The sequence below is a fragment of the Halosimplex pelagicum genome, assembly GCF_013415905.1.
Classification (GTDB): domain Archaea; phylum Halobacteriota; class Halobacteria; order Halobacteriales; family Haloarculaceae; genus Halosimplex; species Halosimplex pelagicum.
In genome coordinates this window covers 892,708-910,337 of sequence record NZ_CP058909.1, presented here as the reverse complement: position 1 = coordinate 910,337, position 17,630 = coordinate 892,708, and the positions used below count along the sequence as shown (strand labels likewise).

14 protein-coding genes, 1 tRNA gene and 1 rRNA gene are annotated in these 17,630 nt (G+C 68.1%); 6 read left to right on the top strand and 10 right to left on the bottom strand.

Annotation, left to right across the window (positions count from 1 at the left end; translation table 11 throughout):
* Window positions 1–36 precede the first annotated feature (36 nt).
* From HZS54_RS04580 to HZS54_RS04570, 3 genes are all read right to left on the bottom strand, one after another.
* Window positions 37–108: transfer RNA gene (locus HZS54_RS04580), tRNA-Ala, on the bottom strand.
* 92 nt (window positions 109–200) lie between these two features.
* A 16S ribosomal RNA gene (locus tag HZS54_RS04575) occupies window positions 201–1,673 on the bottom strand.
* A gap of 785 nt (window positions 1,674–2,458) precedes the next feature.
* Window positions 2,459–2,806 (bottom strand): non-histone chromosomal MC1 family protein, encoded by a 348-nt coding sequence (locus tag HZS54_RS04570; RefSeq protein ID WP_179920771.1) that lies wholly within the window; start codon window positions 2,804–2,806, stop codon window positions 2,459–2,461.
* Window positions 2,807–3,073: 267 nt separating this feature from the next.
* Between HZS54_RS04570 and HZS54_RS04565 the strand changes: the two genes are divergently transcribed.
* The gene (locus HZS54_RS04565; RefSeq protein ID WP_006882158.1) at window positions 3,074–3,271 is read left to right on the top strand and encodes a hypothetical protein; all 198 of its coding nucleotides are present in this window, start codon (window positions 3,074–3,076) and stop codon (window positions 3,269–3,271) included.
* A gap of 43 nt (window positions 3,272–3,314) precedes the next feature.
* Complete coding sequence (locus HZS54_RS04560; protein WP_179920770.1) at window positions 3,315–4,370, top strand: quinone-dependent dihydroorotate dehydrogenase; 1,056 nt, start codon at window positions 3,315–3,317, stop codon at window positions 4,368–4,370.
* A gap of 21 nt (window positions 4,371–4,391) precedes the next feature.
* Here the strand turns inward: HZS54_RS04560 and HZS54_RS04555 are convergent, their stop codons facing one another.
* Both HZS54_RS04555 and HZS54_RS04550 read right to left on the bottom strand, forming a co-directional pair.
* On the bottom strand, window positions 4,392–5,186 hold the full coding sequence (locus HZS54_RS04555; protein WP_179920769.1) for an ABC transporter permease subunit: 795 nt from the start codon (window positions 5,184–5,186) through the stop codon (window positions 4,392–4,394).
* On the bottom strand, window positions 5,179–6,153 hold the full coding sequence (locus HZS54_RS04550) for an ABC transporter ATP-binding protein (RefSeq protein WP_179920768.1): 975 nt from the start codon (window positions 6,151–6,153) through the stop codon (window positions 5,179–5,181). The genes HZS54_RS04555 and HZS54_RS04550 overlap by 8 nt, the downstream gene beginning before the upstream one ends.
* A gap of 500 nt (window positions 6,154–6,653) precedes the next feature.
* Between HZS54_RS04550 and HZS54_RS04545 the strand changes: the two genes are divergently transcribed.
* A complete protein-coding gene (locus HZS54_RS04545; protein ID WP_179920767.1) occupies window positions 6,654–6,956 on the top strand; it encodes a MazG nucleotide pyrophosphohydrolase domain-containing protein in 303 nt (100 codons plus the stop codon).
* Window positions 6,957–7,013: 57 nt separating this feature from the next.
* On the opposite strand, the gene HZS54_RS04540 is transcribed toward HZS54_RS04545, so the two are convergent.
* Together HZS54_RS04540 and pheS are read right to left on the bottom strand one after the other, a co-directional pair.
* Window positions 7,014–8,870, bottom strand: a complete 1,857-nt coding sequence (locus HZS54_RS04540) for a phenylalanine--tRNA ligase beta subunit-related protein (RefSeq protein WP_179920766.1) — start codon at window positions 8,868–8,870, stop codon at window positions 7,014–7,016.
* Window positions 8,870–10,399, bottom strand: a complete 1,530-nt coding sequence (gene pheS, locus HZS54_RS04535; protein ID WP_179920765.1) for a phenylalanine--tRNA ligase subunit alpha — start codon at window positions 10,397–10,399, stop codon at window positions 8,870–8,872. The genes HZS54_RS04540 and pheS overlap by 1 nt, the downstream gene beginning before the upstream one ends.
* Before the next feature lie 441 nt (window positions 10,400–10,840).
* On the opposite strand from pheS, the gene HZS54_RS04530 reads away from it, so the two are divergent.
* Window positions 10,841–11,056, top strand: a complete 216-nt coding sequence (locus HZS54_RS04530) for a hypothetical protein (RefSeq protein WP_179920764.1) — start codon at window positions 10,841–10,843, stop codon at window positions 11,054–11,056.
* Between the two features lie 40 nt (window positions 11,057–11,096).
* Here HZS54_RS04530 and HZS54_RS04525 read toward each other — a convergent pair whose 3' ends face one another.
* Window positions 11,097–12,347, bottom strand: coding sequence for a hypothetical protein (locus HZS54_RS04525; protein WP_179920763.1), 1,251 nt, complete (start codon window positions 12,345–12,347; stop codon window positions 11,097–11,099).
* 137 nt (window positions 12,348–12,484) lie between these two features.
* On the bottom strand, window positions 12,485–14,125 hold the full coding sequence (locus HZS54_RS04520; protein ID WP_179920762.1) for a tryptophan--tRNA ligase: 1,641 nt from the start codon (window positions 14,123–14,125) through the stop codon (window positions 12,485–12,487).
* A 443-nt stretch (window positions 14,126–14,568) separates the two neighbouring features.
* Between HZS54_RS04520 and HZS54_RS04515 the strand changes: the two genes are divergently transcribed.
* Window positions 14,569–15,273, top strand: coding sequence for a class I SAM-dependent methyltransferase (locus HZS54_RS04515; protein WP_179920761.1), 705 nt, complete (start codon window positions 14,569–14,571; stop codon window positions 15,271–15,273).
* Window positions 15,274–15,760: 487 nt separating this feature from the next.
* On the opposite strand, the gene endA is transcribed toward HZS54_RS04515, so the two are convergent.
* The gene (endA, locus tag HZS54_RS04510; protein WP_179920760.1) at window positions 15,761–16,834 is read right to left on the bottom strand and encodes a tRNA-intron lyase; all 1,074 of its coding nucleotides are present in this window, start codon (window positions 16,832–16,834) and stop codon (window positions 15,761–15,763) included.
* Between the two features lie 141 nt (window positions 16,835–16,975).
* Here endA and HZS54_RS04505 point away from each other — a divergent pair, with 141 nt between their 5' ends.
* Window positions 16,976–17,623 (top strand): HAD family hydrolase, encoded by a 648-nt coding sequence (locus HZS54_RS04505; RefSeq protein WP_179920759.1) that lies wholly within the window; start codon window positions 16,976–16,978, stop codon window positions 17,621–17,623.
* Window positions 17,624–17,630: the final 7 nt, after the last annotated feature.

Below are 17,630 nucleotides of genomic sequence, written 5' to 3'. Positions count from 1 at the left end.
ACTTAAGGGACACGGTTCGAACCGCCGTACGTGACATGGACCCACTGGGATTTGAACCCAGGGCCTCCGCCTTGCAAAGGCGGCGCTCTGCCGCTGAGCTATGGGCCCGTGTTAACCCTGGTAGTTCATAGGTGCCCGGTCTGCGGGCGGTCGCGGGACGCTAGAAGGTGGGCTGGGGCATCGCCCCAGTCCCGGTCAGTAGGAGGTGATCCAGCCGCAGATTCCCCTACGGCTACCTTGTTACGACTTAATCCCCCTTGCGGAGCCCAGATTCGACCATCGCATGATGGCCTCATCCGGACCCCACTCGGGTGATTTGACGGGCGGTGTGTGCAAGGAGCAGGGACGTATTCACCGCGCGCTTCTGACACGCGATTACTACCGAATCCAGCTTCATGAGGGCGAGTTTCAGCCCTCAATCCGAACTACGACCGGGTTTAGGGGATTAGCGTATCCTCTCGGATTAGCCTCCCACTGTCCCGGCCATTGTAGCCCGCGTGTTGCCCAGCACATTCGGGGCATGCTGACCTACCGTTGCCCGTTCCTTCCTCCACGTTAGCCGTGGCGGTCTCCCTAATGTACCCAGCCACCACAAGGGTGCTGCTGGCAATTAAGGATGCGGGTCTCGCTCGTTGCCTGACTTAACAGGATGCCTCACGGTACGAGCTGACGGCGGCCATGCACCTCCTCTCAACGGCGTCGGGTAAGGTCATCAACCTGACCATCATTACCGTTGTCGGTGCTGGTGAGATGTCCGGCGTTGAGTCCAATTAAACCGCAGGCTCCTCCGGTTGTAGTGCTCCCCCGCCAATTCCTTTAAGTTTCATCCTTGCAGACGTACTTCCCAGGCGGCTCGCTTCTCGGCTTCCCTACGGCACAGCACAGGCTCGTAGCCTGTGGCACACCTAGCGAGCATCGTTTACAGCTTGGACTACCCGGGTATCTAATCCGGTTCGAGACCCAAGCTTTCGTCCCTCACCGTCGGGTCCATCTTCTCGAGGCGCTTTCGCCACCGGTGGTCCGTCCAGGATTACGGGATTTCACTCCTACCCCGGACGTACCCCTCGAGTCCTCTGGCCCCAAGCCGAACAGTTTCCGCTGGACGCCCACGCGTTGAGCGCGTGGATTTCCCAACGGACTTGCTCGGCCGGCTACGGACGCTTTAGGCCCAATAAAATCGGCCATCACTCGTGCTGCCGGTATTACCGCGGCGGCTGGCACCGGTCTTGCCCAGCACTTGTTCCTGTACCACCTTACGGTGCAGAAAAGCGAGGACTGTATGCCCTCGCACTCGGAGTCCCCCTATCGCACTGTCGTGCAGTGTAAAGGTTTCGCGCCTGCTGCGCCCCGTAGGGCCCGGAATCTTGTCTCAGATTCCGTCTCCGGGCTCTTGCTCTCACAACCCGTACCGATTATCGGCACGGTGGGCCGTTACCCCACCGTCTACCTAATCGGCCGCAGCCACATCCTATGGCGCCGGAACGTTTCCAGCTCGCTGCACTCAAGCATGCGAGCTGTATCGGATATTAGCCTCAGTTTCCCGAGGTTATCTCCGTCCATAGGGTAGTTTGGCCACGTGTTACTGAGCTATCTGCCGCGGGCCTGAACCCGCGCGACTAGCATGGCTAAATCGGACTCCGATAGCAATGGCCTCCGGCAGGATCAACCGGAATGTCCCCTGCTAAAGCAGGGGGGTTAGGCGGGAACACACTCGATATGAGTGTGATCTCGATCGCTATCGTCATCTAGCATCCGGCGACACGCGGTCACAGACCGGGTGTCACCGAACTACCAGGGCTAACATCAGATCCCATCTGTACGGCGGACCGCAGGGGTGGAATCCTCATTTCCTTCGGACCTAGGTGTAGGCCGAGGAGGGTACATAACCCCTTCGACATCACCGTGGTCCGGACGGCCGGGTTTCGTCGGCCCCGACCGGGCCTCGCTTGCAATCCATCCGAGTGCCCTGTTACACTTAAGGGCGTCGGATCGACTCCCGTCGAAACCGCACGACGGGACTGGGACGGATGCCCGATCCGTTCGGCCGGTCGTCCGGCGAACGAGGGGCGCGTCCCACGGCTCGGCGAGGGCGTGTGCCCCGCGCCGCTTCGTATCTATTCCGATGGGGGTGATTCACTTAAGGCCGTCGAATCGGTACCCGCCGCGTCATGCGATTTCATGGGTCCGGCTCACACGAGCGAGCGGGTGAGAACCGCGGGGGAGTCTTGGCGGACGGCGCCGTCGCTGACCGGTTCGAGTGTCGCGTGGCAGGAGGGCGGCCAGTCATCCCGCGCGTCGCGCGCTCGGTGTGGCCGAGTGGGAGCCACGCGTTCGACCGTCGAGGTGGCTGCCCTATGTAGTTCACGCACGCCGGGCGCGACGCGCGGGTGACGGTCCCGCGGCTTGGACGGCGTCGGGCGTCGGAGAGGGTAGTCGGAGAGAACTGTCGGCGACCGACTCAAATATCGTCGAGGTGCTCGACGCCCTGTTTCGACACGTTCGCCTTCGTGATCTCGTCGACCTGGTTCATCCACACGTCCGAGGGGTCCTCGGCGTCCCACTCGTTCATGTCGACGTCCGGCGGCGACTCCTTCCAGGACCACCCCTCGTAGATGTGGACCTTGTGCGTGCCCTTCTCCCGCAGGCGGATCGACTCCCGCGCGGCCGCCTCCTCGCTGCTCGCGGGGTCGAGCCGCCGCGCCGCCTTCAGTGCCGCCTGTCGAGGTGTGCTCCCCGAGAAGACGCTGTCTTCCTCGCCGTTCTCCGTCCTGAGCGCGAAGTTGCGCTTGTCGCTGTCGGGTGCCATGGATTCGACCGCTCCATGCCAACCCAGCACATGATTCATTATAAATATACCCCCCGATCGGGGCGCGTGCTGGCGATTCGTTTATAAGACCGGTCGTTCCGGCGTTCGAAGACCGACGATTTTCCCCAGATTTCCGCCGCTGGCGGGGGGAATAAAACTCACGCGCACGGTCGGGGAGGCCGTCGGGGGCGATCGGTGGTCGACCACCCGGGCGCGCACGGTAGACTTAAGTGTATCCTGCGGCGAAGGGCCGAATAGGATAGCGCGATGGTGCGAAAGAAGAAGCTCAGCCCGAGTGGCGCCAAAGACGAGGACGGCGAGTACCACAACGTCCACATCAACATCCACGAGGACGAGCTGGCCGTCGCCGGCATGGAGATCGGCGACGAGGTGTTCGTCCGGGTCCGCGACAACAAGATCATCATTCAGAAGGCCGACCCGGACGACGTGGAGCACGAGTTCTAGCGCCCGGGCCGGCCCCGCCCCACCCCGGGGCGATCTCACCCCTATGAACGCGTACGATATCGCCAAGCCGCTGTTGTTCTCACTCCCCGCCGAGACCGCCCACGGCCTCGGCCACGGCGTCGTCAGTGCCGCGGGGAACGCACCGCTTGACCGCGCGCTCGCCCGCCACTACGCCGTCGACGACCCGCGCCTGCGCGTCGACGCGCTCGAAGAGACCTTCCCCAACCCCGTCGGGGTGGCCGCCGGGTTCGACAAGAACGCCGAGGCCGTCCGCGGGCTGGCCGCCCTGGGCTTCGGATTCGTCGAGGTCGGTGGCGTCACCGCCGTCCCCCAGTCGGGCAACCAGCGCCCGCGGATGTTCCGCCTGCGCGACGACGACGCCGTCATCAACCGCATGGGGCTCAACAACGACGGCGCCGAAGCCGTCGGCGAGCGCCTCGCGGCCCTCGACGCGCCGGTCCCGGTGGGCGTCAACATCGCCAAGTCCGAGCACGTCGACACCGCGGGCGCGCCCGCGGACTACCTGGCCACCTACGAGGAGGTCGCCGCTGGCGGCGACTTCTTCGTCGTCAACGTCTCCTGTCCGAATTCCCAGGGGTTCGAGGAACTGCAGAACCGCGAGGCGATGACTGCGATCCTCACCGAGCTGCAGGACGCCGGCGCCGCGCCCCTGCTCATCAAGCTCTCGCCGGACCTCCCCGAGCCCGCGGTCGCGGACACGCTCGATCTCGTCACGGAACTCGGGCTGGACGGCGTGGTCGCGACCAACACCTCGACGGAACGCCCGGACGGCCTGGAGAGCCCCAACCGCGTCGAGACCGGCGGGCTCTCTGGCGCGCCCATCGAGGCCCGGGCGACGGAGATGACTCGCTTCGTCGCCGAGCGCGTGGACGTACCCGTGATCGGCGTCGGCGGCGTGGCCACGGCAGAGGACGCCTACCGTAAGATCCGGGCGGGCGCCTCGCTCGTGCAGCTATACACCGCCTTCCTCTATCGCGGCCCCGCCATCGCGCGCGAGATCAACCTCGGCCTGCTCGAACTGCTCGAACGGGACGGCTTCGACTCCGTCGAGGCGGCCGTCGGCGCCGACCTGGACTGATTCCCGCCGTCGACGCGCCCCTCACTCGATATCCTTCCGGCGGAAGAGCACGACCGCGAGCCCGAGCAGCGCCGCGGCGGCGACGGCGAGGACGGCCCCGTCCGCGAGGGCGTACTCGCCGTCGATGAGGACGGCGTTGGGGTCGAGATACCGGGTGGGCGACACCGCGCCGATCCAGGCGAAGTCGGTGTCGGTCAGCAGCGACTCGGCGAAGAAGAGGCCGGCGAGCGCGCCGAGGGCGACGCGCTGGGCGACGCTCGCGCGGTCGAAGACGACCGAGGCGACCAGTCCGACCCCGGCGAAGGTGAGCAGGTACGGGACCGACAGCGCGTGCAGGACCAGCAGGTCGACGGGGTCGACGGGGTAGTCGACGGCGACCGTCCCGGCGTAGACGACGGCGGGGACGACGGCGTTGAGGACGACCAGCGGGACCAGCAGGGAGACGAACTTCTCGGCGACGACGCGGGCCCGCGAGACCGGCAGTGACAGCAGCATGTCCATGCGCTCGCGCTCCACGTCGGCGGCGATCAGCGACGCGGCGCTGTAGGCGAAGTACAGCCCCAGCAGCAGCATCCAGACGAAGGTGTACAGCTCCGAGGCGAGAAACCCCTCCATCGTCGCGAGCGTCTGGATACCGAAGGTCTTCTGGAGCGCCTCGGGGTAGGCGTCCAGCAGCGCGTCGATGTCCGCCCCGAGGCTCTCGGCGAAGGTGGGGTAGAGCACGACGTACATGAGAGCGAACCCGCCGATCGCGACGGCGGTGACGAGCGTCCCGCGGACGCGGTGGCGCCCCTCGTAGCGGGCTATCTCAAGCATCGCTGCCCCCGTAGAACCGCATGAACACCTCTTCGAGCGGCGCCTCCTCCACGTCCAGATCGAGGACTCGCCGCTCGCCCAGCGCCGCGATCAGGTCGTTCACGTCGCCGGTGAAGGTGAACGTACACTCGGTGACCGGCCCGTCGACGCGGGGCGTGTCGGGGTCAGCCGGTTCCGACTCGGCCAGTTCCGAGGCGGCCGGTTCCGAGACGGCGCCGTCGGTCGTGCTGCAGGAGGCGTCGTGGACGCCGTCGAGGTCGAACGCGCTCGCGCTCACGTCGCCCGCGACGCGCACGCGGACGAACTTCCCCGTGCGGTGGAGCAGGTCCTCGATATCTTCGGTCGTGACGAGGCGCCCCTCGCGGATGATACCCACGCGGTCGCAGACCCGGCGGACCTCGCTGAGGACGTGCGAGGAGAGGAAGACCGTGAGCCCGCGCTCCTTCTCGGCCTCCACGAAGTCGTTGAACGCCCGCTGCATGAGCGGATCGAGGCCGGCGGTGGGCTCGTCCATCACCACCAGGTCGGGGTCGTGCATGAACGCCTGGACGAGCCCGAGCTTCTGGACGTTGCCCGTCGAGTAGTCCCAGACTTTCCGGTCGACGGGCGCGTCGAACGTCTCCAGCAGCTCGTCGCGGCGCTCGTCGCCCTTGATCGACGCGTGGAGGTCGAGGATCTCCCGGCCGGTCACCCCCTCGTCGAAGGCGGGATTCGCGGGGAGGTAGCCGACCCGCCGCTTGGCGGCGATCAGGTCGCTCTCGTCGGTCACGTCGTGGCCGAGGACCGTCCCCCCGCCGCTGGTCGGCGACTGGAAGCCCATCAGCGTCCGGATGGTCGTCGTCTTCCCCGCGCCGTTGGGGCCGAGGTAGCCGAACACCTCGCCCTCATCGACCGCGAACGTCACGTCGTCGTTGGCGAGGACCTCGCCGTAGTCCTTGGTGAGCCCCTCGACTTCGAGTGCGGCCATGCCCTCGACTGCGACGGGCACGCACAAATAGCCTCGGCGGGGTCGAACGGGGAGTGTTCAGTACAAGTAGCGTCGTTAGCGGTGCGGTCGGCGCGTGCTGTCGAGCGTGCCCGCCTCGTGGCGGGCCGCTCGAAACAGTCGCGCGAGGGATGAGCGACGATAGGAGCGAATCGGCTGGGGAGGGTCGTGGCCGTCTGCGGTGCTGTGCGGGGCGGTCGCGGTCCTGGCGGACTGAAAGGGCGAGACGCGCTCGCGCCGGTAGTCGCCTGAGCGGGCCCTATCCGCGCGGGCGGTGCCGAGAGCGCGGATATCCCGCGCAGCGACCGCGAGCGCGACGAGGGCTTTCATCGCTTGCTGGCTCCTTCGATCACGGCCGTTCTCGTTTCTCCCACAACAGAACAGCCAGAAACGGCCGAGACACTCGAAACACGAACCGAAGGGAATCGATCCGGCGCTCTCACCACCGAACCGTTTTCCGGGCACCGATCCAACCCCGTTCCATGGACGCACAGGACCGCGTCGCCGCGTTCGTCGACGAGCACGACATGGACGCCAACCCGGCCTACCGGGTGCTGGACCTGGCCGCCGAGGTGGGCGAGATCGCCGCCGACGCCGCCAAGTCGAGCGAGTACGGCGCCGCCCCGGAGGAGTTGACCGTCAGCGAGGACGAACTCGGCGACGCCGTCTTCGCGCTGCTGGCGACCGCCGACGCGCTGGACGTCGACGCCGAGGAGGCTTTAGAGACATCGCTGGCGAAGTACGAACGACGGCTCGACGAGTCGGGGTCGGCCGGCTCGGAGTGACCGGCGGCCGTCGGCGAGTATCACCGAAGTCGGATTCGAGAAAAGCCGCGTGTGGCGTCAGTCGTCGCCCAGGGCGTCGAGGTCGAACTCGAAGGCCGCGACCGGCACTTCCAGGTCGTACTCGACGAGCACCTTCGGGTGGACCTCGCCGATGACGCCGACGTTCTGCCCGTCGATGACGATATCGGCGGTGCGGCCGGAGATGAACGTCGGGTGGTCGGTCGGCGGGGTGGCCAGTTCGACGTCGAAGGCGCGACAGAGCGCCTGGAGGCTGGCCTTGGCGTCCTCGTAGGAGGCGTCGTGGCGGGCGAGCGCGGCCGCGACGGTGTGGCGTTCGTCGACCAGCGTCGGCTGGGTCTCGTCCTGCTCGATGGCGAGGCCGACCTCCGAGAGGTGCTGGGGGTACGAGCGGTGGGTGTTGTTCTCCAGCACGAGCATGACCGAGGGCAGCGCCCAGGTGCGGACGACCTCGTAGTCCTCGCTGTAGGGCTCCTGGATGACGGCGGGCTCGCCGCCGCCCAGCACGTCGCTGCCGCGCTCGACGCCCGGGCGCTCGTAGTTGGCGGCCTCGCTGATGAGGTGGAAGTTCAGCAGGTCCTCGAAGCCCAGGCCGACGAGCGTCTCGCGGGTCGCCCGCTCCAGGCGGGAGCGCTCGTGGCGGCCGCCGACGGTCGACACGTCGGGATACTTCGGGTCGAGTTCGTTGAACCCGTAGGCTCGACCCACGTCGTCGATCACGTCGACGGGGTGGAGCACGTCGACGCGGTAGGGCGGGATCTCGACTTCGTACGAGAGGGCGTCGGCGCTCGCGGCTTCCCCGCTCCCGTTCGAGGCCTCCCGTAGCTCGGCATCGCGCTCGGCGTCGTAGTCCTCCGCGGTCGCGTCCAGCCCGGCCCGCTCCATCAGGTCGACGACCTCCTCGCCGTCGAGGTCGATCCCGAGCATCGACTCGATGTCCGGGTGGTCGACGGTCTTGGTCTTGGTGTCGAAGTTCGGGCGGACCAGTGTGTTGCCGGCGTAGTCACCGCTGGCGTCGTCGGCGTACTCGATCTCGACTTCCTCGACGCGACCGCCGCGGGCGTCGAGCGCGTAGCAGACGATCGACAGCATGTGGTCGATCGTCCACTGGTCGGTGCCGGTCATCTCGATGAACAGGTCACGGGAGTCCTCGGTGACCTCGGTTCGCTTGCCGTTGATGATCGGCGGGAACGAGAACATCCCCACGTCGTCGTAGATGGCCGGCATCGACTCGTACTCCTCGACGAGGTCGGAGAACTTGTTGGCGGTGTGGTGGGCCATCAGCACCTCGTGGGGAGTCATCTCGTGGTTCTCCTCCAGGGGGACGAAGCGGTCCTCGCGCTTGCCGATGCCGGTGTAGCGGACGGACTTGCCGCTCGGAGCGGCGATCTCGGTGCGGGGGTCGTCCTCCTCCTCGGGGGTGTCCTCGCCGCCGGTGGCGCCGACCTGGCCCTTCAGCATGGTCAGGTCGTGGACGCCGATGGCGCCCTTGGCGCGCTGGCGGCCCATCGTCGCGTGGAGCTTCTCCTGTAGCTGGATGAGCGATTCGAGGGCGGCCTCGTCCATGTCCAGCCCGCGGACGACGGCGCCGGTGACGTACGGCCGCTCGTCGGGCACGTCGGCGTCGACCTCGATGGTCCAGTCGGCGTCGTTGGTCGTCGGGACGTAGACGCCGCGGTCGTCGCCGTACTGGTAGCGCAGCGAGCGGGCGACGCCCTCGACGGACAGGCGGTCCAGCCGGTCGGGCGCGAACTCCAGTTCGAACTCGCCGTCGTCGGTCTCGCCCTCGTACTCGAGGCCGAGGGCGAACATGTCCTCGCGGAGTTCGTCGTCGCTCTTCTCGTCGTGGCCGGTCAGCTCTCGGAGCTCGTCGGGGTCTATCTCTACCGTGGGCATCAGTACACCACCTCCTCGTTCCGCAGGAAGTCGAGATCCACGAGCGTCCCGTGAACGTCGCGGATGTCTTCGGCGCCGGTCGCGAGCATGAACAGTCGCTCCAGCGCGAGCCCCCAGGCCATCACGTCGGCCTCGACGCCGAGCGGTTCGAGCATCTCCGGGCGGAAGATCCCCGAGTTACCGATCTCGATGAGTTCCCCGGTTTCGGGGTGGCGGCCGAACAGCTCGAAGCTCGGCTCCGTGTAGGGGTTGTAGTGGGGCTTGAACTGGATGTCGGTGATACCGAACTGCTCGTAGAACTCGGTGAACGTACCCATCAGGTCCCGTACCGACAGATCCTCGGCCATTACCCAGCCCTCGATCTGGAAGAACTCCAGCAGGTGCGTCGCGTCGAGGGTGTCGTTGCGGTAGGCCTTCTCGATAGAGAAGTAGCGCTGGGGCGGTTCGAGGTCGCCCTCGGCGAGGCCGGCGAGGTGGCGCACCGAGAGGTTCGTCGTGTGCCCGCGCAGCGCGAGCGCACGCGCGAAGTCCTCGTCCCAGGGGGAGTGATACCCCTCGCCGTCGGGGCCGACGCCGTCGCGGTGGGCGGCCTCGACGCGGTCGACCAGGTCCGGCGGGAGGTTCTCGCGGCCGATCGTCGCGGGCTCCTCCAGCGCGAAGCGGTCCCAGTGGTTGCGCGCCGGGTGGTCCTGGGGCATGAACAGGCAGTCGTTGATGTAGAAGTCGGCGTCGACGTGGGGCCCCTGCATCTCCTCGAAGCCCATCCCGACGAGCACGTCCTTGACGCGCTCGGACATCTCCCGCAGCGCGTGGGACTTGCCGCCGTGGACCGTCTCGGCGTCGGCCTGGACGTTGTACTCGGCGAACTCGACCTCCTCCCACTCGCCGGAGGTCAGCAGTTCCGGGGTGACCTGGCCGACGGTCTCGGCGACCTCGACGCCCTCCATCATGGCGGTGACGCCCTCGTCGGTCAGGGTGACCTCCCGCACCGTCGACTCCTCGCGTTCGACGAGCCCGCGGCGTTCGAGCGACGCGAGGGCGTCCTCGTCGACCTCGCCGGGATCGAGTTCGCCCTCCTCCCCGCGGAGTACTTCGAGGATCGCGCGCTCGGCGTCGCCCTCGAGGTCGAAGTCGGGGTCGACCTGGATGGTGCCGCTGTCGATGGTCCCCATGCCCTTGCGGGCGAAGTTCGAGAGCGCGATCTCGACCGCCTCGTCCTCCAGGCCGCCGTGGCCGATGGCCTGGCCGAGTTCGATCGGTTCGTCGACGGCGTCGTTGGAGAGGCCGCCGACCCACAGGCTGTGTTCGGGCAGGCCGTCGTAGGCGTAGGTCTCGCCCTCCTCGGAGAGGGCGTACTCCGTCTCGGTGCGTTCGGTGACGGCGAGCAGCCCCTCGTCTTCGAGCTCGAAGGCGGCGCCGGCCACCGCCTGGACCTGCTCGCCGGTCTCCTCGGCGATCTGTTCGACTGGTGTGGGGTCGTCCGCGCTCGCGGCTTCGAGCACGGCGACCTGCGTTTCCGGAAGTTTCATTCGTTGGTCGTGAATCTGCGTGGTCGTCAGTTAACGGTTGCGAGGTCCGCACGGAGCGGGCCTCGGAGCGAACGGGCGCTCACACCGCGAGTCGCGCGGGCGGGACGGTCGGAGCCGCCGCCCCGCGGGCCGACGCGGACGGTTTCCGCCGGGACCCCGTGAGTTCGTTTCGGCACGAACCGTCGGGTCCGGGCGTCCGCCGTCCGTCAGGCGCCGGAGAAAAGCCCGAACCCGAGCGAGGCCGCTGGCTGGCGGGCGGGGCGCGACCGCTGGGAGCGCCGCGCTGGGCGGCGCCCCACCGTGGGTTCGGGTGCCATGTGTCAGTCATTCACGGCGCCGCGCAAAAGCGTTCCGGACTCGGCGACCGCGAGCGGCCACCGCGGCACCCGTTCGGGGCGACTGCGAGGCAACGTCTATGCCCCCGGGTCACAAAGGGCGCGTATGGACCGCACTCGCAGCGCTGCGCTCAACTTCGCGATCAACTTCCTCGTGGGCTACGTCCTCGGTCGCGTCCTGCGCGACCGCGACACCGGGGTTCGGGCCGGCGTCGTCCTCGGGACCGTGGGTGCCGTCGCGAGCTGGCGGCTGGCCGAGCGGTTCGATACCGACGCCGTCGAGCCCGCCGCCGAGCCGATCGAGATAGAGATAGAGGAGTAGCGGCCGCTGTGACGGTGGGAAGCGGAGAAACCGAGAGACCCTACGAGGAGCCGCCGCCGACGACGACTTCGACGGTCCCGTCGGTGGAGGAGATCTCCGCGTTCGACATGAAGTTCCCGCGGTGGGCGACCACGACGGTCGTGTCCTCGGCGGGTCGCGTGACATTGACGGCGTACGTGTCGTCGCTCCTGGCCTCCGCGTAGGCCTCGGCCGCGTCGACGAACTCGTCGGCCTCGCTCGCCGAGTCCCAGCTGTGGACCCAGACGGCGCCGGCCGAGCTGTTGCGGGCCGAGGTGAACGCCATCCCGGTGTCGTTGCCCCAGCCGTCGGCCGCGGCGGCGGCCTCCGAGGCCGAGAGCTGGCTCCGGAGGACCGCGCGGGTTCCGAGCTCACCGAGCGTGGATTCCCCGAGCGGCATCCGCTCGTCGATCCACCAGTTCGACACGTCGGTCGTCACCGAGAGGTCGGTCGGCCCCTCGTCGGTGTCGTGGAGGAGTTGTTCGGTCGTCTCGGGGGCGCCGCCCTCGTAGATCGACGAGATCTCGCTGGCGGAGTCGGTCTGCGAGGCGACGTACTCGGCGCCGTAGTAGTTCAGCGCGTCGTAGGTGGCCCACTCGTAGGGCGTGGTCGACTCGAAGGCCGCCTCCGCGGAGTCGTGCGCGTTCGCGAAGTTCCCGTCCATGTGCTCGTCGGCGTATTCGCGCATGACGGCGTCCAGCGTCCCCCGCACGACGGCACTCTCGGTGCTGTCGGCATCGATCCAGTCGTTCTGATAGTGGAGCCCGAGGGCGAAGTTATATGCGAGCTGATACTCGACCTGCGAGCCGTTCAGGTCGAAGACGGTCTCGTCGTTGAACAGGACCGAGTTATCTTCGGGGTCGTACGTCGCGTTGAGGGGGCCCGTCAGCCGCTGGGGGTCGTCGGGCAGGCCGACCATCGCGGTCACGAACGGAGTCGAGAGGTTACGGCTGGTCGGCAGACTGGTCGTCCTGACGCCCGGCGCCTCGCCCTCGACACCCACGATCTCGGTGACGCGACTGAAGACCTCGCTCGCCGAGGGGTCCATCGGTTCGGAGATCTCCCGCGGCGCGTCGATGCTCGACTGCGCTCCGCCGTCGCCGCCGTCCCCACCGCCACCGCCGCCACCGCCGAGCATCCCACACCCGGCGAGACTCGCGGCCGTGACGACCAGCGCGACGATCGCGAGCGACCGGGCCGTCGTCATCGCGCGACCGAACCGGCCTCGTTCGTCCGTGTCGATACCACCCCGACTGCTGCCACTGTCAGTCATCCGCTCACTCGTATGCCACTTACCCACATTACCCTTGGGGATTCGTACCGCATTCGTACGGTGTCGCGAGATAGCCGGCCGCCGTCCCCGTCTCGACCCCAGCCGGCCGCCGTCCCGCTACCCCTGCAACCCCCGCCTCACTGGCCCCGTCGGTCGGCCGCCACGTCCAGATCGATGTCCAGTTCGTCGAGCTTCTCCGCCCACTGCTCGCGGCTCTCCTGGTGGTCTTCGAGGAACTCGGCCATCAGCTCGGCGGCCTGCTCCTTGCAGCCGCCACACAGGCGCTCGCCGCCGACGCACTCCTCGTAGACCTCCGTGGCGAACTCGTCGTCCTCGCCCGCCAGCAGGTAGGCGTACAGCTCGTAGACCGGGCACTCGTCGGCCTCGCCGCCGAGTTCGCGCTGCTCCTCTGCGGACTGGCGTCCGCCGGTCGTCGCGGCCTTCACCTTGTCGTAGCCGTCCTCGGGGTCGTCGAGCAGGGAGATGTGCGAGGCGGGAACCGACGAGGACATCTTGCCGCCGGTGAGCCCGGTCATGAAGCGGTGGTAGATCGACGACGGTGCGCGGAAGCCGTAGCCGCCGTGGTCGGTCTCGACCTCGCGAGCGAGGTCTTCGGCCTCCTCGCGGGAGAGCTCGAAGGCGTCGACGTGCTCGTCGTAGACGCGCTTCTCGCCGTCGACGGCCTCGACCAGCGCGTCGAACGCCGCGTCGGTCGCGTTGCGCCCGAGGAAGCGCGTCCGCCGGCGGATCGGCTCCATCCCGGCGTTCTCCAACTTCTCGAGGACGCCCTCGACGGTGGCCGCGTCGTAGCCGGCGGCCTCGTAGTCGCTGCGGTCGGCGCGGAGGGCCTCGGCGGCGTCCTCGCAGCGCAGGGTGTCGTCGCCGTCGCCCGCGTCGGCCGTGCCGTCCTCGCTCTCGCCCGCCGTGAGCCCATCGTACACCTCGCCGAGCAGGGCGCGCTCGCGCTCATCCTCGACCTCGAAGCCGGCGAACGCCTCGGTGACGCGGAAGTAGCGCATCCGCGCGGCCAGGTCGCGGGCCAGCCGCATGTGGGGGTCCTGGTCGGGCCCGACCGGGATCACGGTGGGCCGGGGCTCGTCGGCCTGCGGGTAGAGGATGTCGGCCATCTGCGTGACGACGCTCTGCATGTGCGATACGTCCGTCTCGCCGTCGAAGTCGTAGATCGCCTGCAGCTCCGAGAAGTTCGCCTCGACGCCGAGTTCGAAGGCGAGATCCTGCACCTCGCGGTTGGTCGACTGGCGGTACAGTTCTCCCTCCTCGGGGTCGAACCCGAGCGCGAGCAGCGAGAGCACGTAGTCGCGGGCGTGGGTGTCGATCTCCGACCAGGTCAGCCCGCGGGCGCTGTGGGCCTCCAAGTCGGCGATGAGGCCGTAGGCGTCGCCGCCCTGCTGCTGGTGCCAGATGATCTCGTCGAAGACGAGCTTGTGGCCGATGTGGGGGTCGCCGGTGGGCATGAAGCCCGAGAGCGCGGCGAAGTCCTCGTCGTCGCGCATCGCACGAGCGATCGGGCGGTAGTCGCGGTGGCCGAAGATGACCCCGCGGCGCATCAGGTAATGGGGGTCGGGCACCTCGGGAAGCACCTCGTCGAACTCCTCGATACCGAACTCGGCGAACAGTTTGCGGTAGTCCGAGACGGTCGCCGAACCCCACGGGTCCAGCGTCGTGTCGTCCGCGCCTTCGGCGTCGACCCCTCCGTCCGGGAGTGGTTCCGGCGCGTCCCCCTCGGCCGCGTCGGAATCGGGCGAATCGGATGTCATCGATTGGGATGTACTCGCCCCGACACGCACTAATAGCGTTCGCTTTCCCCACCCCGTCGCGAGCCCACGACCCCCACCCGATCCCGGCGGACCGGTCGCTCGCCCCAAATTTTATCACCCAGGCGTCCGAAGTTGTAAGTAAGAAGTAAATTTAATCGAAGTAGTGAATTTTATCCGGGAGTCGCAACTACAGCAGTATCCCGAGAGCGTCGAGGCCTCTCGGCCGCTACGGCCCGGACGACCCGCTCGCCGACCAGCCGCAGCTACGCCCACATGACAGTACTCGTACCATACGGACTCACGACCGCCGACGGATCGGGGACGGACGACTGCGACGACGAGGACGAGACCGACTGCAGCGAAAGCTCGGCGAGCGGGGCGACCTGACCGACGGCGCGGGCTCGGCGGAGAACTGGCGGACGAGGACAGCGACTCACCACTCCATGACAGACGCCACCCACGCAGACACCATCGACTGGCATAGCTTCTGGACCGACGCAGACGAGGGCGACCGCGCCGACGCCGCGCCGAGCGCCCACCACGCCACCGACGCCGTCGTCGACTTCCTGGCCGAGACCGGCGCGCCCGACGCCGTCGCCGACGTGGGCTGTGGCCCCGGCCACGTCGCCTTCGAAGTCGCCGAGCAGTACCCCGACGCCGACGTGGTGGGCTACGACGCCGCCGAGCCGGTCCTCGCCGAGAACCGCGAGCGCGCCCGCGACCGCGACGCCGACGTCGCCTTCGAGCGCGCCGTGCTCCCGGAGTTCGACCCGGACCGACGGTACGACCTCGTCTTCTCCTATTTCACGCTCTGCTACGTCCGGGAGGTCGAAGACGCCCTGCGCGCCATGTACGACGCCGTCGCGCCCGGCGGCTACCTCGTCTTCAACTACCAGAACCGGCTCGCTCGCGCCCACTGGCAGCGGATGGCGGCGAATCCCGACGAGTACCTCGGCGAGGACTCGCAGTTCGACGCCGACCGTTTCGAGGACCGCTTCTCGCTCCTGCTCGACGGCGAGAACCTGCTGTCGTACGACCGCATCCACGACGCCCTGGGCACCTGGCCCCAGAGCGTCTGGTCGGTGGTCGACAAGCCGGACACGCGGTGGGCCTGGCGTCACCATCCGCTCGTGTTCGTGCCGAAGTAGCGTCGCGGAACTTCGATCCGGGATCAGCCACCCCGGCGCGCGCTGTCGCGGCCTCCGTGCCGCGACGACACCGCGCGAGGTCTTCTCGAACTCGTGAGAGAAGGCTTGTCAGAGCTTGCTCTGACAGTGGATGAGGGAGCGAACGAGCGAATCGGCTGGGGAGGGTCGTGGCCGTCTGCGGTACTGTGCGGGGCGGTTGCGGTTCCTGGTGGACTGAAAGGGCGAGGCGCGCTCGCGTGCAGTTTAGTCGCCTGAGCGGGCGACTATCCGCGCGGGCGGTGCCGAGAGCGCGGATATCCCGTCTTGGTTCGAGAGAGCGAAGCTCTCTCGTCATCCTGAAAATCTCCGATTTTCAGAGACAGCGACCGCGAGCGCGCCGAGGGCTTTCATCGCTTGCTGTCTCCGGCGGTAGAGTCGATTCAGAGCGAGCGCCCCAAGGGGTTTCACCGCCCACCGCCGAATACGACCGAACCGTTCCACACCTAACTCACGGCGTCAATCGCGTCACGGACAGCCACTCGATCCCGTCGGAATCGCCGTCACTCGGATCATCGTCCACGAGCGCGAACACCATCTCCTTGCGAACGCCGTGAGCCAGTCGCACGTCCAGCGCGAGGTCCCGAGGAGAAAACGTGTGTCCGCCGTCGAGCACCCGGATCAACAGCTCGGAGTGGCCCAAATCCTCCACCGATTCCACGTCGGCGTAGGTCCGGAAATCCGCCCCGAATTTGTAGCCTGTCTTCGGCACCAGTCCGCGCTCGCGCAGCGACTCGTACACCCGCAGGCGGCGGTCGAAGCGCTCGCCCTCGACCTCCCGCCCCCTGTCGACCACGGCCGCCGCGCCGCCGTCGACGTCGAGGACGCCCTCACGAGCCAGAAACGCCGCTTCGAGCAGGGAGAGCTGGATCGCGTCGCCGTCCCCGTCGTCGAGGGGCTGGCCGTAGAACCCCCGGTCGTAGATGGCCGCCGGCGGGTCCCAGAGGAGCAGCCGGTCGGAAAGCAACTCGCCGGAGACCCCCTCCGGCAGGTCCGCCTCGCTCGTCCCCGAGATATCCCGGTGTTCGGTCGCCAGGTAGGTGAGCGCGCTCTCCTCGTCGACGACGGCGAGGACGAGATTCCCCAGATCCCCCGCCGGAACCGCCTCGCGTTCGCTGACGACGCCAACGCGGTAGGCCACCTCGTCGTCCCACGGACCGGAGCCGCGGGGGTAGACCACGAAGTCGACCGCCGGGTCGTCGACGGCCTCGCGTGCGGCCGGCGAATCGCTCCAACCCGCGCGTGCGGGCGAGAGGTAGAACCCGCGGTCCCGGAGGTCCTTGTAGACGAGGAAGGCGATCTCCGAGACCGCGGCGGAGGCCAGGAAGGCCCGAAAGTCCATCGCCGCGCCGTCGGGTCCCTCAACGGCCTCCAGGTCGCCGCGGTAGAGCAGGTGGGCCGCCTCGACGGGCGCGAGTTCGAGCGCCCCACCGTCGACGGGGTGGCCGTAGCCGCTGGAGTCGTAGAAGCGCTCGCGGGCCCGCTCGCCCGCTCGAACCGCGTCCCCCGAGAGCGTCGCGTGCATGTGTGAGAGCAACCTGCCGCCGCGGAAAGCACCTGCGATCACGGGTCCCGAGTCGACGGAACTCCCGGAGATACACCTGCGACGGGCGGTGGGGACGCTCCCCGCCGAAAGACACACCATCCCGCCGGGAGACCACGGGCCATGGACGCGGTCTGTTTCGACATGGACGGAGTGCTGGTCGACTCCGAGGACTACTGGCACCCCTACGAACGGGAGCAACTCCTCCCGCTGGTCGGCCTGGAGGACCTCGATCTCGACGAGATCACGGGCATGAACTACCGCGAGATCTACGACTACCTCGACGCGACCTACGAGATCGGGACCGAACGCGCGGAGTTCCTCGGGTGGTACGAGGAGACCGCGACCAGCATCTACGGCGAGGAGGTCGCCCTGCTGGAGGGCGCCGACGAGCTGCTCGCCGCCCTCCGCGAGCGCGGCGTCACCCTCGCGCTCGTCTCCTCCTCCCCTCACGACTGGATCGACACGGTGCTCGACCGCTTCGACCTCGAGTTCGACGCGGTCGTCAGCGCCGACGCGCTGGAGGGGCCGGGCAAGCCCGAGTCGGGCGTCTACGAACACGCCGCCGAGCGGATCGGCGTCGACCCCGCCGACGCCGTCGCCGTCGAGGACTCCGTCCACGGGATCGAGTCGGCGAGTCGCGCGGGCATGCACGTCGTCGGCTTCCGCCACGGCGCCGCCGACGAGACCGACCGGAGCCGCGCCGACTACGTGGCCGACGCCCCGACGGACCTGCGCGAGCACCTGCTCGCGCGCGCGGACGGCGAGTAGTCTGGTC

What these genes read in the sequence shown, in the direction of transcription:
- HZS54_RS04570 (WP_179920771.1), bottom strand. Translation starts at nt 2,806, where the DNA reads ATGGCACCCGACAGCGACAAGCGCAACTTCGCGCTCAGGACGGAGAAC.
- HZS54_RS04565 (WP_006882158.1), top strand. Translation starts at nt 3,074, where the DNA reads ATGGTGCGAAAGAAGAAGCTCAGCCCGAGTGGCGCCAAAGACGAGGAC.
- HZS54_RS04560 (WP_179920770.1), top strand. Translation starts at nt 3,315, where the DNA reads ATGAACGCGTACGATATCGCCAAGCCGCTGTTGTTCTCACTCCCCGCC.
- HZS54_RS04555 (WP_179920769.1), bottom strand. Translation starts at nt 5,186, where the DNA reads ATGCTTGAGATAGCCCGCTACGAGGGGCGCCACCGCGTCCGCGGGACG.
- HZS54_RS04550 (WP_179920768.1), bottom strand. Translation starts at nt 6,153, where the DNA reads ATGGCCGCACTCGAAGTCGAGGGGCTCACCAAGGACTACGGCGAGGTC.
- HZS54_RS04545 (WP_179920767.1), top strand. Translation starts at nt 6,654, where the DNA reads ATGGACGCACAGGACCGCGTCGCCGCGTTCGTCGACGAGCACGACATG.
- HZS54_RS04540 (WP_179920766.1), bottom strand. Translation starts at nt 8,870, where the DNA reads ATGCCCACGGTAGAGATAGACCCCGACGAGCTCCGAGAGCTGACCGGC.
- pheS (WP_179920765.1), bottom strand. Translation starts at nt 10,399, where the DNA reads ATGAAACTTCCGGAAACGCAGGTCGCCGTGCTCGAAGCCGCGAGCGCG.
- HZS54_RS04530 (WP_179920764.1), top strand. Translation starts at nt 10,841, where the DNA reads ATGGACCGCACTCGCAGCGCTGCGCTCAACTTCGCGATCAACTTCCTC.
- HZS54_RS04525 (WP_179920763.1), bottom strand. Translation starts at nt 12,347, where the DNA reads ATGACTGACAGTGGCAGCAGTCGGGGTGGTATCGACACGGACGAACGA.
- HZS54_RS04520 (WP_179920762.1), bottom strand. Translation starts at nt 14,125, where the DNA reads ATGACATCCGATTCGCCCGATTCCGACGCGGCCGAGGGGGACGCGCCG.
- HZS54_RS04515 (WP_179920761.1), top strand. Translation starts at nt 14,569, where the DNA reads ATGACAGACGCCACCCACGCAGACACCATCGACTGGCATAGCTTCTGG.
- endA (WP_179920760.1), bottom strand. Translation starts at nt 16,834, where the DNA reads ATGCACGCGACGCTCTCGGGGGACGCGGTTCGAGCGGGCGAGCGGGCC.
- HZS54_RS04505 (WP_179920759.1), top strand. Translation starts at nt 16,976, where the DNA reads ATGGACGCGGTCTGTTTCGACATGGACGGAGTGCTGGTCGACTCCGAG.